Origin of the sequence: Aquimarina litoralis (assembly GCF_039523995.1) — a bacterium.
GTDB classification, from domain to species: Bacteria; Bacteroidota; Bacteroidia; order Flavobacteriales; family Flavobacteriaceae; genus Aquimarina; species Aquimarina litoralis.
In genome coordinates this window covers 533196-549468 of sequence record NZ_BAAAGE010000003.1, presented here as the reverse complement: position 1 = coordinate 549468, position 16273 = coordinate 533196, and the positions used below count along the sequence as shown (strand labels likewise).

Here is a 16273-nt window from a genome sequence, read left to right as displayed (position 1 = left end):
ACTAAAATCTTCTCTTATTTTTTAAAGAATAAAAAAGTACAAGTGAATTACGCTTTAAAACACTGAGAATTAAAGGTTACGTTAAGCCAAAATACTTATTACTTATTTTACTCCGTATTTATCGAATAGATAAACTAAACTTGCCATGGTAGCAGCACCTAGCTCTAATTCTCTTTTGTTTATGGCATCAAACGTATCATTTTTAGCATGATGATAATCGAAGTATCTTTGGGAATCTGGACGTAAGCCAGCTAAAACAACTCCATCCTTCTTTAATGGTCCAATATCTGCACCACTTCCACCTTTTGCAAAATAATGTATCAAATAAGGTTCAAAAAGTGGTTTCCAACTTTGAATCTGAGTATAATTATCCATATTACAATCAAATGAAAAACCTCTGGGAGTAAAACCTCCAGCATCACTTTCCAGCGCAAAAACATGATTTTCTCCTTTAGTCTCTGCTACCTTAGCATATTTTTTACCTCCTCGTAATCCATTTTCTTCGTTCATAAATAAAACTACTCTAATAGATCTCTTGGGTTTATATCCTGTTTCTTTGAATAAACGTAATACTTCCATAGATTGCACCACACCAGCACCATCATCATGTGAACCATCTCCTAAATCCCATGAATCCAAATGACCACCTACAACCATATATTCATTTGGAAATTCACTTCCGGTAATTTCTCCAATTACATTAAAAGATTCCACATCCTTCCATGTTCTACAGTTCATATTAAACAAAAACTTGATTTTTGGATTTAGCGTTAACATTGAATGCAATAACTCAGCACCATTTGTACTGATAGCAGCCGCCGGTATTTTCTCTAAGTCTGTTAAATTACCGTAACTCATCGTTCCTGTATGAGGAAAATCATCTAACCTTAGATTCAGAGAGCGAACAATTACTCCAACCGCTCCAAATTTAGCAGCTTCAGCAGCTCCAGAATATCTCTGATCAACACATCCTCCATAAGCTTCAAAAGTATTAATTAAATCTGCCTGCATCGGACGGTTATAGAAAACGATTTTTCCTTCTATTTTATCAGTCCCTAATTTTCGAAGATCTTCTAACTCTTGTACTTCCACAATTTCTGCTTTCACACCTCCTATTGGAGTTGGTACAGAACCTCCCAGAGCACAAATAGGTACATTGGTAGTTTGACCTGGTTGTGTTTCGATATAAGCAAACTCGGTAACACCTCTTGTCCATTTTGGAACCATTACCGACTGTAGCCATACTTTATCTAAGCCTATTTCCTTTAGTTCAGCCTCTGTCCATTCCACGGCTTTCTGTGCATTTAAAGATCCTGATAATCTAGGGCCAATTTGATTAGACAAATAATCCAGCCAAGAATAACTCTTACCTTTTAATAATGATGAATTATAAAAATTTTTAATGGTTATCGAATCTTCTTTATTAACTTTCTCTTGTCCGTAGGACGTATAGAAAAAAAATGCACAAAGTATAAGGACTATCTTTTTCACTGAGGTATTTTATATAAATTATTTATCTTTCTAAATGATCAACTATTCGTTTTCTAATTGTTCTTTATATAATGATAAATTGGATTTTGTTTCATCGTCCAATTCTGGTTCTTTAATATCTTCAAACTTAGTAAGCGTATCATAAAGTGTTTTTGCCACAATATATCGCGCAGTTGGCTTATCATCTGCAGGAATTATATACCATGGAGCATGTGGAAGGGATGTTTTATTAATTGCATCCTGATAGCAAGACTGATATTGATCCCATAGTTTTCTTTCTTTAAGATCTCCAGCAGAAAACTTCCAGTTCTTTTCCTTCTTTTCTAGCCTTCTGAGTAATCTATTTTTTTGTTCGTCTTTTGACAAGTGTAAATAAAATTTATAAATCAAGGTGCCATTTTCAGCAATATGCTTTTCAAAGTTTCTAATTTGCTCAAATCTCTTTTCCCAAAATGCATCATCAATATCATCTACCGAGTTAACATTTGGAAGTTTTTCACTCATAATATATTCTGGATGTACTCGGGTTACCAATACATTCTCGTAGTGAGTCCTATTAAAGACTGAAAACTTACCTCGTTGTGGCAAGGCTATATAATGCCTCCATAAATAATCATGACCAAGTTCTAGTTCTGTAGGAACTTTAAAACTATGAACTACAATACCTCTGGTATTAAAGTCCTTAAAAACTTCACGAATAAGACTGTCTTTACCAGCAGTATCCATTCCTTGTAAACATATTAGGATGGCATATTTATCATGTGCATAAATGGTATCCTGAAAGTCCCCTAACTTTTCCCGAACCTCTTCTAATTCTTTTTCTATTTTCTTTTTATCCGCTCCAAGATCAAACGTAGTAGGAACGTTAGACAATTCTATTGATTGAGAAACTTTAAAATCTTCGTGATTGATCGTATTCATAGTATGATTTGTATTATCTTTTGTAAGATACTAAAGTTTTGGATTGTTGAAAAAAAGAAAAGTCCTAAGCACAATAATTCTAGCCAGAATAGACACATAAGAAGTATCCCAAATTGATAATTTAACGTCAAACTAAACGTAGTTTATCTAGCGTCGAAATCATAGCTAAATCCGATAAGAAATGTATCGTATCTTCTTCCGAGACTTTTAATGTTTAATTCTGCAAAAATATGTATCGGAATTGATATCTGGTGCAAAGCTCTTAGCTTTATCTGAGCTCCATGATTAAAATCCCCACTTCTAAATGCTATTAACGCATCATCTTCAATTTCTTCGAAAACACTAGAATCATTACCAATATAGCCGAAACCTGCTGTTATTGTGGTTGGGTACCAATTAAACAGAATCAGATTTACTCCAATTGCCAATTCATTATACCCTTCTACCTCATCACTAGCACCAATAGAAAACAATCTATTATATTCTCCCATATAAGTGGTATAGCAATTAGGAGCATATTCCAAACGTGCTCCCAATCCAACCTCTTCTACAGAACCGAAACTTTTGATAGCCACCAAACCATAATTAATCGCACTGGGTTCGTATTGCGCATTTGATAAAAAGCTAGCAAATAGTAAAATGATAAAAAGAACTCTCTTCATTAGGGGCAAATATATTAGAGATAAGTCGCAAGATAATGATTCTCCTTACTTTGCAGCAAAAAGTTTAACATCTTCCTCGCTTACTTCGTTTCCTCCTAAAATAATAAGTCGTTCAACAACATTTCTAAGTTCTCTAATATTACCTGTCCAATCATATTGTTGTAATTGCTTAATAGCTTTATCAGAAAATGTTTTCGCCGGAGAACCTTGTTCGCCTGCTATCTTCTTTGTAAAGTAATCTACCAAAAGCGGAATATCTTCTCTTCTATCATTTAGTGCAGGCACTTTCACAAGGATAACGGCCAGACGATGGTAAAGATCTTCTCTAAACTTGTTATCCGCAATTTCTTTTTTCAGATCCTTATTTGTTGCAGCCACTACTCTTACGTCTACCTTAATGTCTTTATCACTACCTACACGCTGTATTTTATTTTCTTGTAAAGCTCTCAATACTTTTGCTTGTGCAGAAAGGCTCATATCACCAATTTCATCTAGAAAAATAGTACCGCCATTTGCTGCTTCAAATTTACCAGCTCTATCTTTATTAGCCGAAGTAAATGCACCTTTTACATGACCAAATAATTCACTCTCGATAAGTTCACCAGGAATTGCCGCACAATTAACTTCGATCATTTGTCCTTTAGAACGATCACTTTTTTGATGTATCCAATGTGCTACGAGTTCTTTTCCAGTTCCATTAGGACCTGTAATCAACACTCTAGCATCGGTAGCAGCGACTTTTTCGATCATATTTTTGATGTCTGTAATAGCTGGAGATTCTCCTATCATTTCATAATTCTTAGACACCTTTTTCTTAAGCATTTTATTTTCTACTACCAGTTCCTTTCTATCCAATGCGTTACGAACCGTGTTAAGTAGTCTATTTAAATCTGGCGGTTTCGAAATATAATCAAAAGCTCCTAAACGCATTGTATTCACCGCTGTGTCTAAATCTCCATGACCAGAAATCATTACCATAGGTACTTCTGGTTTTATTTTTTTTGCAGCTTCCAATACCTCTACTCCATCCATTTTAGGCATCTTGATATCACATAAAACCAAATCATAATCATCACTTTTGATCATATCAATACCTGCTAATCCATCTTCTGCCTCAAAAACTTCATATTTATCATTTTCTTCAGATAATATTTTTACAAGCACTCTTCTGATTGCAGCTTCGTCTTCTATAACTAATATTTTCGCCATTATAATTTTAATTTAATTCCTCCTCGCATATAGAACGTATTTCTATCATTGAGAACTAATACATTTTCTTGATTTTTATCTCTAAGGCGGATTTCATTGCTTAATGTATATCCACCATATGCAAATAGCAATAAATGTTCCGTAAAATAATACTCATAACCCAAAGCACTATTTATAAGTAACATCGAAGCATTTTCTGCAAGTTTCGTATCTCCATTTTCATCCACAAACGCTCTGTTATTCTGTATATTACCATAAAAACGATCCAAACCTATAAATGCCTGTAACGTATTCTTATCATTAAAAAAATATTTAATACTTGTCTTAGGTGTACCTAACGAATAGGACCAATTTGGATGAAAGCGTTTTGAATAGTTAATGATTGGTAATGGAAAATTAATGCTCGCCGGAGAGGCGTATCTAAGCCCAAGCACCAATCTTGAAGAGTTTATTGCTTTTTTATTTCCATAGCTCTTTACGAAATAGACAGAACCTACATATCTAAAATCGTCACTATCCACACCCGAAGCTTCTAAATTGGAAGAAAGTCTGGTTCCTAATTTTGCTCCAAATCTCCAATCATTCTTCATCTTAAAGGTATATCCTAGCTCAAATCCAAATGTATGAAACTCCTGTAGACCTTGAGTATCTACTACGATATCGTCCTTAAGTTGTAGATTATTCAATCGATACTGAAAGGCCAATACCAAGTACGTACCCTTTTCATTCATTTTAATAGGATAATTCCCTGAAACCCTTAGACTATTATAACTATTATCACTTTTGGACTGAGGAATGTATGCATATTCTACTCTAGCCAGATTTGTATCTTGTGATTGTACTATTTGAATAGCACAACAGATCAAAATAAAGGGCACAAGTAGACTTTTATAATTCATTTTTTACCTCATAAAACTTTATATTACTCTTTGCTAGGGTTTAAGATCGTTACTTCTCGTTGTGGGAATGGGATACTTATATTATTTTCTCTAAACAAACGATCAATTTCGAATCTTATTTCACTTTTAGGAACGGCAGCCTGAAAACTATCATTCATTGTAAAAATAAGCTTAAAATTTAAAGAGCTATCTCCGAAGTTAGTAAATAAAACTAAAGGTTCTGGATATTGCAAAATCTTATCATTTTCGACCGCGATTTTTAGCAGTAATTCTTTTACCAAATTGACATCGCTTCCATAAGCCACTCCAATCTCTACCGATTCTCTAGTGATTTTACCATTTTGTGTCCAATTATATAATGTAGACGTAAGATACTTGTGATTCGGAATAATCAGCACCTTGTTATCTATGGTTACTGCCCTTGTAGTTCTTAGTTTGATATCTTCTACTCTTCCTACTTTACCTTCTAATTCAATAATGTCACCGACGTGAACTGTTTGATCAATCAGAATAAAAATACCTGATATTACATCCTGAATTAATGTTTGCAATGCTAGACCAACTCCTACTAGTAACGCTGCCGAGGCTGCAAAAATAGCCGTAATGTTTAAACCAATACTATCTAGAGTGATCAGAACAACAATAACATAAATAAAATACTTAGAAAACGAAAAAACCGATTCAAATTTTAATTTATCTTCTTTTCTCAGTTTCCTAGTAACAATTTTCCGAATAAGTCTTAATGATACTGTAGTAACAACGAGGATCAAGATTACAAAGAGTAACAGACCTACTGTAAGTATAATCGAATGGTCGTCTGGACCAATATGAATGATTTCATAATCCAGAAACTTCTTGATGTTTCCCCAAACATCTTCCTGAATTACTTCTTTAACTTGATCTGTTATTTCCTCTTGTATCATATTAATACTTCAACCATTTAAATAACTCCTTATAGCTTGGTTTTTTGCCATACATCAAAATACCTATTCTATATATTTTACCAGCAAACCATACCATAAAAATAATACTTCCAATTAATAACGAGATAGACACTAATATTTGCCACCAAGGAACTCCAAAAGGAATTCGCATTAACATTACTATCGGAGAAGTTAGTGGAATCATAGAAAAAACCGTTGAAACTGTTCCATGAGGATTTTCTATAACCGCAAAAAAGCCGACATAAATACCCAACATAAGTGGTAATATGATTGGCAACATAAATTGTTGCGAATCAGTCTCACTATCTACTGCTGCTCCAATTGCTGCATATATAGAACTATATAGAAAATACCCTCCTACAAAGTATATAAAGAATGATAACACTAAGGTAACTAAAGGCAGCTTTAAGATATCTTGAATTAATAACTGAATCTCCTCTTGATTACTAGCTTCTAATGCTACCGAAGGATCAACTCCTGCTGGTTGTGGATCAATTCCAAATAAAGAGGTAGCTATTATTAACAATATTCCACCTAATAATACCCAAATCAAAAATTGTAATATCCCAGCAAAAGAAGTTCCTAAAATTTTACCCAACATTAACTGCATAGGCTTTACAGAAGATATAATGATTTCTATAATCCTATTTGTTTTCTCCTCTATCACAGACCTCATTACCATATTTCCGTAGATGATAATGAACATCATTAATAAATACCCTGCCAAACCTCCAAAAGCCATTTTTACATAATTAGACATTTTTGAAGTCTTCTCTCCTGAAAAGTTTTCTATCTGAATATTAATTTTTGCTTTCGATCTCTCTATAACCGCCAAGTTAAGACCTTCATTTTTATAATTCTGTTCGGTTAGTTTATTGGAAATGATTCTTTCGATCTTATTTAAAACAGAAAAATTAGGCGATTCTTCTGCATAAAACTGAATAGACTTGGCCAGATCATCATTAGAAGTTTTGTTTGGAATATATAGCAGACCATACAGCTTTTTAGATATCACCGAATCTTTAGCAACATCAAGATCAAAATTGCTATAATCTAAATAGGCTACCTCTTTTGTATTTTGAAAATCTTGTATAAACAGCTTGGTTTCATCTACTACTACAACCTCTTTTACTTCATCACTATTTAACGTTGTTAACCATCCAATTAAACCGACCATTCCCACAACAATTAATGGGCTTAAAAAAGTCATTATGACAAAGGTTCTATTTCTAACTCGAGATATAAATTCTCTTTTAATAATCAACTGTAAATTACTACTCATTTTCTGTGATGGTTTTAATGAATATTTCGTTTACGCTTGGTATCACCTCATTAAATCTAACTACCTGAGCTTTTTCTGTTAAAAAGCTTAAAAGTTCATTGGGTGCTACTTGTTTATCCAAAGAAATTTTGAGTTTTAATTGCTCATCTATAGCTTTAAAATCTGCAGGTTCGGTATTAAACTTGTTTTGTAAAGTTTTTTCTAACTCCAACATATTGTCCGATAACAACCCAACTTCAAAGGTATTTGATTTATACGCTTTCTTAATATCTGAAACTTTACCTTCCAATATTTTATTAGACTTGTGAATCAATGCAATATGATCACATAATTCTTCGACGCTTTCCATTCTATGGGTAGAAAAAATCACCGTTGCTCCTTCATCCCGTAATTGAAGAATCTCATCTTTAATTACATTTGCATTTATAGGATCAAATCCGCTAAACGGTTCGTCAAAAATTAACAGTTTTGGTCTGTGCAAGACAGTTACTATAAACTGTACCTTCTGCGCCATTCCTTTAGACAATTCCTGTATTTTCTTATTCCACCAATGAGAAATATCAAATTTATCGAACCAATACTTTAATCGTTCTTTTGCTTCTTTTTTACTTAATCCTTTTAATTGAGCAAGATATAGTGCTTGCTCTCCGACTTTCATTGATTTATACAATCCTCGTTCTTCTGGCAGATACCCAATATCTTTAATATGATGAGATTGCAAAGGGTCTCCATCTAAAAACACCTTTCCTGTATCCGGAAGTGTTATTTGATTGATGATTCTAATAAGCGTGGTTTTTCCAGCTCCATTTGGTCCTAGTAAACCAAAAATACTTCCTTTAGGTACGGTAACAGAAACGTTATTAAGAGCTATAAAATCTCCAAATCGTTTTGATGCTTCTTGTACCTCTAAAAGATTAGACATATAAATAATTTGATTTGTGTAAAAGAATTAAAAACTATGCTAATTAAGTCAAAATATTGATGAAATGAAATAAATCTCCTACATAAACCTATTATACACCTACATATTGTTTAATACCATCTAATCATGGCTTATAAAAGGTAAAATCATGATGATTCTTTCATCTAAAAACAAAACCCACCCTAAATACGAGTATTAAGGATGGGAAAAAAATTGCTATGAAAAAGAAAAATTATCACTAAATGCGCTAGTGATGTCTCAAATATACAAATTTTTATTAAACAAAAATTAGCATTTCGAAATGATTCTTCTCATATTTTTTGAATTTCCTTTTTAAGAAAACATATCTTTAACTTTTTCGAAAAATGACTTGTCTTTACTATCAGGACTTGGTTTAAAGTGATCATCCTGTGCCATTTTTTCGAAAAACTCTCTTTGTTCTTTATTAAGGGTCTTAGGAGTCCATACATTTACATGTACCAATAGATCACCTTTTCCATAGCCATTTATACTTGGAATACCTTTTCCTCTAAGACGTAATATCTTACCACTCTGCACTCCTTCTTCGATTTTAATACGAACTTTTCCTGAAACTGTATCAATTTCTCTAGACGCTCCTAGAGCAGCTTCTGAAAAACTGATGTAAAGATCGTAGTGAAGATTATCCCCTTCACGTTGCAGTTGTGGATGTTCCTGTTCTTCGATTGCTACCAATAAATCTCCAGCAATACCATTTCCTGGGGCTTCATTTCCTTTACCTGACACCTTTAGCTGCATTCCATCTTCCACTCCAGCTGGAATTTTAATACTTACAGTTTCTTCAGACACTTTAAGACCCTGACCATCTGCATCTGCAGGTCTATGATCTATAATCTGTCCAGATCCACCACAGGTAGAACAGGTAGTAGAAGTTTGCATTCTACCTAATATCGTGTTGGTAATTCTTGTAACCTGACCGCTACCATTACATGTAGAACAAGTTTTATAGGTAACTCCAGGTGCTTGAATTTTTCGTTTTACCTTGATTTTTTTCTCTACACCATTAGCTATTTCTTCTAAAGTAAGTTTTACTCTAATGCGAAGATTACTTCCTTTTACTCGGCGTTGTCTTCCACCGCCACCTCCGAAACCACCGAAGCCGCCAAAACCTCCGCCACCGAAAATATCTCCGAACTGACTGAATATATCATCCATATTCATTCCGCCACCTCCAAAGCCACCTCCGCCTTCAAAAGCTTGGTGTCCGAACTGATCATATCGTGCTTTCTTATCAGGATCGCTTAAAACCTCATACGCCTCAGCAGCTTTCTTAAACTTTTCTTCTGCCGTGGCATCTCCAGGGTTTTTATCCGGATGATATTCTATAGCTTTTTTACGGTATGCTTTCTTTATCTCAGCTTCCGTAGCATTCTTACTAATACCTAAAATATCATAAAAATCTTCTTTCATCTCTCTATTATTGTCCGGTTACCACCTTAGGAAAACGAATTACCTTATCTCCTAATTTATATCCTTTTTCTATAACATCTACAATTTTTCCTTTCAGCTCATCACTCGGAGCAGGAATTTGTGTAATTGCCTCATGATCATCTGCATTAAAAGCATCTCCAGCACCTACTTCCACCTCTGTTAGCCCTTTACCTTTTAAGGTTTCCTTCAATTTATTATGTATTAGTTCTACACCTTTTAAAAGATCCTTGTCTTCAGACTTTTCAATTTCCTTCATGGCACGATCAAAATCATCAAGTACTGGCAACATAGATTGCATAATATCCTGACCAGCAGTTTTAAATAACTCTACGCGCTCTTTGGAAGTACGTTTTTTATAATTTTCAAACTCAGCAAAAAGTCTTAAAAATTTATCTTTTTCCTTTTCAAGATCCTCTTTTAATTGAGTTTCTGCATCTTTTTCTTCTACTTCTTCCACTTCAGTTTCCTCTATTGTTGTGTCAAGTACCTCTTCTACCTGATCTTTTACCTCTTCTGTATTTTTATTTTTCTTACTCATGTAACTAGTACCTTTTATAAGTTTATTTTCTGAAGATGCAAAAGTACTGCCATTTTTGAATTAATGTCATAATGTCACAGGAATATTTTAGTATATATTTAAGAGTATTCATTTTCGAAAAAAATAATTTTGATCTCTAAAACTTATAAACTAACATTATTATGAAAACTAAATTAGTGAATCTACTTGCAATTGCTGTAATTATTGTTTCTGCAATATCTTGTAAAGGAGAGAAAAAAAATGAAACTGAAGCTACTGCTGCTGAAGAAGTAAAAGAAGCTCCAGCAGAAGCCATCACTTTTGTTGTAGATAACGCCGCTAGTACTATTGATTGGGTTGGAAAAAAACCTACCGAAAATCATACTGGTACCATTAGTATAGCAAAAGGAAAAGTAAAAACACAGGATGGAAAAATTCAAAGTGGTTCTTTCGTAATCGATATGACTTCTATCAATGTAACTGATTTAGAAGGAAAGCAAAAAGCAGGTTTAGAAGGTCACCTTAAAGGTGAAGGTGAAGGAAAAGAAGATCACTTTTTTAATGTAGCTAAATTCCCTAATGCTTCTTTTGAAGTTACTGGTATCACTGAAAAAGATGGTAAATCTATGATCGAAGGAAATTTAACTATTAAAGGAATCAAGAAAAATATTTCTTTTCCTGCAACTACCACTGTAGAAGGAGACACAATGACCTTAAATAGTGAAGTATTTACCATTAATCGTACTGATTGGGGTGTAAACTATGGTTCTAAATCTGTTTTCGAAAACCTAGGAGATAAGTTTATCTTAGACGATATAGAATTAAAAGTAAGCTTAAAAGCAAACAAAGCTTAATATTGGACATTCCAACATTATAATAAAATAAAGGCTAACATAAACTATATGTTAGCCTTTATTTTATCTGTTATTTACCCTTATACAAAAGAATCAAAAGCCATGTAAAAAGACTTCTTAAAATTAATATTTAGATTAAATCTTCTACGGCGTGCGTAATATTATCATACATAAAATTAAAACCACTCTTCATTATTTTATCACAGCATACTCGCTGGCTTCCAAATAGTAATACATGCATTTCTCCTAGAACAAGTTTCATTACAAAACGTGGAATACCTGGTAATACTATTTTCTTGTCTAATCTATTGGCAATAGTATGTGTTAACTTATGATTGGAAACTGGATTCGGAGCCACAGCATTATACAATCCATATATTTCTTCTTCTACAGCATATAGAAACAATCGGGCTAAGTCTTCCACGTGTATCCAGCTTTGCCATTGTTTTCCGTTTCCGAAAACAGCTCCTATTCCTTGTTTAATTGGTTTTACTATCTTCGGAAAAGCTCCTCCCTTAGATGATAGCACAAGTCCGATTCTTAGCAACGTTACTTCGACATCCAAGGTTTCAAAATCCAAAACTGCAGATTCCCATTCTTGTACTACCTCTCCCAAGAAACCTGTATCCACTTCTTTAGAATCCTCCATATAATAATTCTGAAAAGAATCTGGATAGATGCCAATAGCACTTGCCGATACAATTTGACGAACAGAATGCTTTATCTTTTGTAAAGAATCAATAAGTAAAGAAGTAGTGACGGTACGGCTATCGAGTATTTCTTGCTTATAGCTTTTGGTCCAGCGCTTAGCCACTGTAGCACCAACTAAATGTATAATTACCTCGACATCTTTAAAACAATCAAGATCTATTTCTCCTGCACTCGGATTCCAATAATATCCTTTATAATTATGCTGAGATGTAAGTTTACTTTTACTTGTTGTTAAGTACTGTACATCCATATTTGATTGATGACATAACTTAACAATTTCCTGACCAACCAGTCCAGTAGCACCCGTAATTAAAACTTTCACACGTTTAAATTTTTAATAATTATTTTATAAATTATTCATTATAAAATGAAGAACATCTTTTATCGATCTGTTCTCTTTTTAAGAATTTTAAATATTCTCTAGGGCGAAGTAATTTTTAAGTTTCTTAATGTTTGTTATATTAATTTTAGCCGCTTTGAAATCAATAAGATCAAAGATGCCGTTTACGACACAAGACAAATATCTTCAAAAAAAGACTCATTACTGCTATTATGAATTGCAAAATAGTATGTGATTTTAACAAAACCTATCCCTTTATTATAGGTTTAACAAAGTAGTTAAAACCTTCTTATTTCTACGAAAAACTTGGTATTTAAAAAATTTTTGAAGCTCTTAGCATTTCTCTTTTACCAGGAGGACCTGGAAGTCGTTCAACCGTAAAACCGACTTCTTGCATTGCTCTTCTTACACTTCCTTTTGCAGCATAAGTTACTAGTACTCCATTAGGCAATAGGGCTTTATACATTTTCTTGAAAATGGTTACATCCCATAAATCAGGCTGTACTCTTGCCCCAAATGCATCAAAATAAATCAAGTCAAAAGCATCTTTATCTTCAATATCTTCGAATAGCTGTTGACGTTTTATTAGAAAAAAAGAATCAGAAATTGAGTTCATCTTTTCCCAAGATGATTGATGCAAACTATCAAAAATAGCCTGGTAATCCTCAGCGTTAAGTTCATTCACATAATTAAGGAGTTGTATTTCTTCTTCCAATACTGGATACGCCTCCACTCCTGTATACTGAATTTGTTGTCCTTTCTTTAATGCCTCTAAATATGTAATAAACGCATTAAGTCCAGTTCCAAAACCTATTTCCAGAATTTTCAATTCAAAAAACTGCCTAGAAGCCAGAAGATGATCAAATCCACTCTTTATAAACACATGTTTTGCTTCACTAATAGCACCATGTTTAGAATGATAGTGTTCATCCAATTCTGGAAAATGGATGGTCGTTGAGCCATCTGAAGTTTTAATAATCTCTCTCTTGAGTTTTTTCTCCATTATTGTTTTACCAAAACGCCATCTGCCATAAAAGAATAGGTCTTTTTAGGACTAGTTATTGCCGCAATTTCGGCTTCGGATTTTCCGGCATCGGATGCTAAATGTTTTAATTCTTCTACCGAAGTTTCCGAAACATATGCTCTTCCTTGTACAATGATGGTATCATTTTCTATATCTTTCGGCACAAAAAAACCATAGTCTTTAAACTTCACCATAGTTTCCTGATCATTGGTTAAGGCTACTTTCATCCAGCATCCTTTTGCTTTACACACATCATTTACGGTACTCGAAAAAGCAATATCAATAGTATCACCTTCTTTAAGGTTCTCATATTTTTCGGTTATTGCGTCTTTATATAAAACAGTATTAGAAGAAACTTCTCCCCCAAAAGTATTGTACTCGCTTATTTTTATATCCTGCATTGCAAAAGATTCTTTTTCGTTTTGAACCGAATTACAAGCTACTAGACATGATAATCCTGCAAAAAATAGTGCGATTTTTTTCATAATGTGTTATTATTAATAATGTTTAGCAAAATTAAACATTTTTAAAATTCTTAATTTATAAGAAAAGGGTATTTTTGTTTAAAATTTGAACTACTGTAAGAATCGTCATGAGTTTCGGACTTATCATACTGTATACTATAGTAGTTTATAATCAAACTTTCACAACCTTATAAATAATTATCGGATGAGAAATGCAGTTCCGCAGGAGATTGAAATCACCAAAGTACAAGAGTCAAAAATTGGGCAAGTAGATTTTAAAAACTTAGCTTTTGGTAAAGTCTTTACAGATCACATGTTTATTTGCGATTACGTCAACGGCGAATGGCAAACACCAAAAATAGTCCCCTATGGACCTCTAACACTAGATCCTTCTGCGCGTGTATTTCATTACGGACAAGCTGTTTTCGAAGGAATGAAAGCTTATAAAGATGATAATGGAGATACTTTTTTGTTTAGACCAGATGAAAATTTCAAAAGAATTAATAAATCTGCTGAGCGATTAGCAATGCCAGAATTTCCTGAGGAATACTTCTTTGATGGATTACATACTTTATTACGTTTAGATAATGAGTGGATACAATCTGGTTTTGGGAACTCATTATATATTCGCCCGTTTGTTATTGCTACACAACCTAGTGTTTCTGCTTCTGAAGCTGATGAATATCGATTTATGATCATTTGTTCTCCAGCTCAATCATACTATAGTGGAGATGTAAGTGTTTTAGTAGCTGAAAAATTTAGCCGTTCTGCAAACGGAGGATTTGGGTATGCCAAAGCAGCTGGAAATTATGCTGGACAGTTCTACCCAACTAAATTAGCTAAAGAACAAGGATATCAGCAAATTATCTGGACAGATTCTAATACACATGAATATGTAGAAGAAGCAGGTACTATGAATGTATTCTTTAGAATTAACGACACCTTATTAACCGCTCCAACGAGTGATAGAATTCTTGATGGTATAACGCGTAAAAGTTTGATTGCATTAGCAGAAAAACAAGGGTATAATGTAGATGTAAGACCTATAAAAGTTAGTGAAATCGTAGAAGCTTTTAAAAATGGCAGCCTAAAGGAAATATTTGGAGCTGGTACTGCTGCTGTAGTAAGCCCTGTAAAAGCTTTTGGTTATAAAGGAGAACATTACGAATTAGAAAAACAAGAAAACTCCTATGCATCCTATTTTAAGAAAGCATTAATGGATATTCAGTATAACCAAGCTGCTGATCCATTTGGATGGAGAGCAAAAGTATAACAGAATAATTATATACTAATCATAAAAAAGTCCGGGATTATTTTCCGGACTTTTTTATGATTTCGTTGTACTAGCCGACGCTTATCTGATTATAAAGGATAGATTAATGCGATAAACATACTATTGTAATACAAATACAGTTTAACAAATCAATCACTATTGAAACCTAAAAAATGCCCAAAATGAAAAAACTACAACCATTACATAAATTTCTAACCTTTACTTTTCTTTGTTCGTTTCAAATTCTCATTTCCCAAATACCTAATGGATACTATGATACAGCAGTCAACCATAGTGGTACGAATCTTAAATCTAAATTAAATCAAATCATAGACAACCATATAGAATTTCCGTACACAGCTTCAGAAACAGATGTTTGGGATATTCTGAAAGAGACTGATAAAGACCCAAACAATCCTGATAATGTGATCCTTATCTATTCTGGAGTAAGCATGGATGGTAATGACAGATTTAACCCTTTTAACACGAATGGATGGATCAGAGAACACGTTTGGGCTAAATCTAGAGGAGATTTTGGAACCGAAATAGGACCAGGAACGGATGTCCACGCATTGAGACCGCTAGATATAGTAACCAATGTAAGTCGAAATAACAGAGCATTTAATAATTGTACCAATTGTGAAATAGTAGAGGATCAATCTGGAAATGACACAGGATCTAAAAGAGATACAAATGAATATTCTTTTGAGCCAAGAGATGCTGTAAAAGGAGATGTTGCGAGAATGCTATTTTATATGGCTGTTCGTTATGAAGGGTTAGATGGTTACGTAGATTTAGAATTAACAGAAACTGTACTTCCTCTTGGTGATAACACTCCTTTCCTTGGGGTACAATCTACCTTATTACAATGGCATCGAGATGATCCTGTAGATGATTTCGAACGTAACAGAAATGATGTCATCTATTACTCATTCCAACAAAACAGAAATCCCTTTATCGATCATCCTGAATTAGCGGAATATCTATGGGGAAATAACTTAGGAGAAGTTTGGGGGAATACACTAAGCACAACAGAATTTGAGAAAAACACAATTCATTTATATCCAAATCCAGCACGAGACGTGCTGACTGTAGAAGGATTAACAACTGATGCAACAATATATATATACGACACCTTAGGAAAAAACATTTTGTCTTTTAGTGCCAACAAAGAACAAAATACTATCAATCTATCTATGCTAAAAGGTATGTATATATTAAAAATAACAACAAATGATTATACAATAACCAAAAAAATAGTCATAAAATAGAACTTTGATTACTGCTACA

General features: G+C 33.5%; 16 protein-coding genes. 3 read left to right on the top strand and 13 right to left on the bottom strand.

What is annotated here, in order from left to right; all coding sequences use genetic code 11:
- Positions 1-102: 102 nt before the first annotated feature.
- The 10 genes from ABD077_RS16780 to ABD077_RS16735 all read right to left on the bottom strand — a co-directional run bounded on the left by ABD077_RS16780 (position 103) and on the right by ABD077_RS16735 (position 10338).
- Positions 103-1491 carry a M20/M25/M40 family metallo-hydrolase gene (locus ABD077_RS16780; RefSeq protein WP_425545875.1) on the bottom strand — a complete coding sequence of 463 codons (1389 nt, stop codon included), beginning with the start codon at positions 1489-1491 and terminating at the stop codon, positions 103-105.
- A 42-nt stretch (positions 1492-1533) separates the two neighbouring features.
- Positions 1534-2412 (bottom strand): PPK2 family polyphosphate kinase, encoded by an 879-nt coding sequence (locus ABD077_RS16775; RefSeq protein WP_343913403.1) that lies wholly within the window; start codon positions 2410-2412, stop codon positions 1534-1536.
- 143 nt (positions 2413-2555) lie between these two features.
- A complete protein-coding gene (locus ABD077_RS16770) occupies positions 2556-3074 on the bottom strand; it encodes a hypothetical protein (RefSeq protein ID WP_343913402.1) in 519 nt (172 codons plus the stop codon).
- Positions 3075-3119: 45 nt separating this feature from the next.
- Positions 3120-4283 (bottom strand): sigma-54-dependent transcriptional regulator, encoded by a 1164-nt coding sequence (locus tag ABD077_RS16765; protein WP_299898828.1) that lies wholly within the window; start codon positions 4281-4283, stop codon positions 3120-3122.
- Positions 4283-5182 (bottom strand): DUF6268 family outer membrane beta-barrel protein, encoded by a 900-nt coding sequence (locus ABD077_RS16760; RefSeq protein WP_343913401.1) that lies wholly within the window; start codon positions 5180-5182, stop codon positions 4283-4285. The genes ABD077_RS16765 and ABD077_RS16760 overlap by 1 nt, the downstream gene beginning before the upstream one ends.
- Before the next feature lie 23 nt (positions 5183-5205).
- Entirely contained in the window at positions 5206-6105 is a 900-nt protein-coding gene (locus ABD077_RS16755; RefSeq protein WP_343913400.1) for a mechanosensitive ion channel family protein, read from the bottom strand.
- Between the two features lies 1 nt (position 6106).
- Positions 6107-7408, bottom strand: a complete 1302-nt coding sequence (locus ABD077_RS16750) for an ABC transporter permease (RefSeq protein ID WP_343913399.1) — start codon at positions 7406-7408, stop codon at positions 6107-6109.
- Positions 7401-8330, bottom strand: a complete 930-nt coding sequence (locus tag ABD077_RS16745; RefSeq protein ID WP_343913398.1) for an ABC transporter ATP-binding protein — start codon at positions 8328-8330, stop codon at positions 7401-7403. The genes ABD077_RS16750 and ABD077_RS16745 overlap by 8 nt, the downstream gene beginning before the upstream one ends.
- A gap of 333 nt (positions 8331-8663) precedes the next feature.
- Positions 8664-9779 (bottom strand): molecular chaperone DnaJ, encoded by a 1116-nt coding sequence (dnaJ, locus tag ABD077_RS16740; RefSeq protein WP_343913397.1) that lies wholly within the window; start codon positions 9777-9779, stop codon positions 8664-8666.
- Between the two features lie 7 nt (positions 9780-9786).
- On the bottom strand, positions 9787-10338 hold the full coding sequence (locus tag ABD077_RS16735; RefSeq protein WP_343913396.1) for a nucleotide exchange factor GrpE: 552 nt from the start codon (positions 10336-10338) through the stop codon (positions 9787-9789).
- Between the two features lie 161 nt (positions 10339-10499).
- On the opposite strand from ABD077_RS16735, the gene ABD077_RS16730 reads away from it, so the two are divergent.
- Entirely contained in the window at positions 10500-11171 is a 672-nt protein-coding gene (locus tag ABD077_RS16730) for a YceI family protein (RefSeq protein WP_343913395.1), read from the top strand.
- Between the two features lie 130 nt (positions 11172-11301).
- Here ABD077_RS16730 and ABD077_RS16725 read toward each other — a convergent pair whose 3' ends face one another.
- The 3 genes from ABD077_RS16725 to ABD077_RS16715 form a co-directional block, all read right to left on the bottom strand.
- Positions 11302-12204 carry a TIGR01777 family oxidoreductase gene (locus tag ABD077_RS16725; RefSeq protein WP_343913394.1) on the bottom strand — a complete coding sequence of 301 codons (903 nt, stop codon included), beginning with the start codon at positions 12202-12204 and terminating at the stop codon, positions 11302-11304.
- Positions 12205-12535: 331 nt separating this feature from the next.
- The gene (gene mnmC2 / locus ABD077_RS16720; protein WP_343913393.1) at positions 12536-13225 is read right to left on the bottom strand and encodes a tRNA (5-methylaminomethyl-2-thiouridine)(34)-methyltransferase MnmC2; all 690 of its coding nucleotides are present in this window, start codon (positions 13223-13225) and stop codon (positions 12536-12538) included.
- The gene (locus ABD077_RS16715; RefSeq protein WP_343913392.1) at positions 13225-13731 is read right to left on the bottom strand and encodes a DUF4920 domain-containing protein; all 507 of its coding nucleotides are present in this window, start codon (positions 13729-13731) and stop codon (positions 13225-13227) included. The genes mnmC2 and ABD077_RS16715 overlap by 1 nt, the downstream gene beginning before the upstream one ends.
- Positions 13732-13915: 184 nt before the next feature.
- On the opposite strand from ABD077_RS16715, the gene ABD077_RS16710 reads away from it, so the two are divergent.
- Both ABD077_RS16710 and ABD077_RS16705 read left to right on the top strand, forming a co-directional pair.
- Entirely contained in the window at positions 13916-14983 is a 1068-nt protein-coding gene (locus ABD077_RS16710; RefSeq protein ID WP_343913391.1) for a branched-chain amino acid aminotransferase, read from the top strand.
- A 182-nt stretch (positions 14984-15165) separates the two neighbouring features.
- The gene (locus ABD077_RS16705) at positions 15166-16254 is read left to right on the top strand and encodes an endonuclease (RefSeq protein WP_343913390.1); all 1089 of its coding nucleotides are present in this window, start codon (positions 15166-15168) and stop codon (positions 16252-16254) included.
- Positions 16255-16273 lie beyond the last annotated feature (19 nt).

Excerpts from the sequence above, each read along its gene's own strand:
- ABD077_RS16775 (WP_343913403.1), bottom strand. The coding sequence starts at position 2,412 with ATGAATACGATCAATCACGAAGATTTTAAAGTTTCTCAATCAATAGAA.
- ABD077_RS16770 (WP_343913402.1), bottom strand. The coding sequence starts at position 3,074 with ATGAAGAGAGTTCTTTTTATCATTTTACTATTTGCTAGCTTTTTATCA.
- ABD077_RS16765 (WP_299898828.1), bottom strand. The coding sequence starts at position 4,283 with ATGGCGAAAATATTAGTTATAGAAGACGAAGCTGCAATCAGAAGAGTG.
- ABD077_RS16760 (WP_343913401.1), bottom strand. The coding sequence starts at position 5,182 with ATGAATTATAAAAGTCTACTTGTGCCCTTTATTTTGATCTGTTGTGCT.
- ABD077_RS16755 (WP_343913400.1), bottom strand. The coding sequence starts at position 6,105 with ATGATACAAGAGGAAATAACAGATCAAGTTAAAGAAGTAATTCAGGAA.
- ABD077_RS16750 (WP_343913399.1), bottom strand. The coding sequence starts at position 7,408 with ATGAGTAGTAATTTACAGTTGATTATTAAAAGAGAATTTATATCTCGA.
- ABD077_RS16745 (WP_343913398.1), bottom strand. The coding sequence starts at position 8,330 with ATGTCTAATCTTTTAGAGGTACAAGAAGCATCAAAACGATTTGGAGAT.
- dnaJ (WP_343913397.1), bottom strand. The coding sequence starts at position 9,779 with ATGAAAGAAGATTTTTATGATATTTTAGGTATTAGTAAGAATGCTACG.
- ABD077_RS16735 (WP_343913396.1), bottom strand. The coding sequence starts at position 10,338 with ATGAGTAAGAAAAATAAAAATACAGAAGAGGTAAAAGATCAGGTAGAA.
- ABD077_RS16730 (WP_343913395.1), top strand. The coding sequence starts at position 10,500 with ATGAAAACTAAATTAGTGAATCTACTTGCAATTGCTGTAATTATTGTT.
- mnmC2 (WP_343913393.1), bottom strand. The coding sequence starts at position 13,225 with ATGGAGAAAAAACTCAAGAGAGAGATTATTAAAACTTCAGATGGCTCA.
- ABD077_RS16715 (WP_343913392.1), bottom strand. The coding sequence starts at position 13,731 with ATGAAAAAAATCGCACTATTTTTTGCAGGATTATCATGTCTAGTAGCT.
- ABD077_RS16710 (WP_343913391.1), top strand. The coding sequence starts at position 13,916 with ATGAGAAATGCAGTTCCGCAGGAGATTGAAATCACCAAAGTACAAGAG.
- ABD077_RS16705 (WP_343913390.1), top strand. The coding sequence starts at position 15,166 with ATGAAAAAACTACAACCATTACATAAATTTCTAACCTTTACTTTTCTT.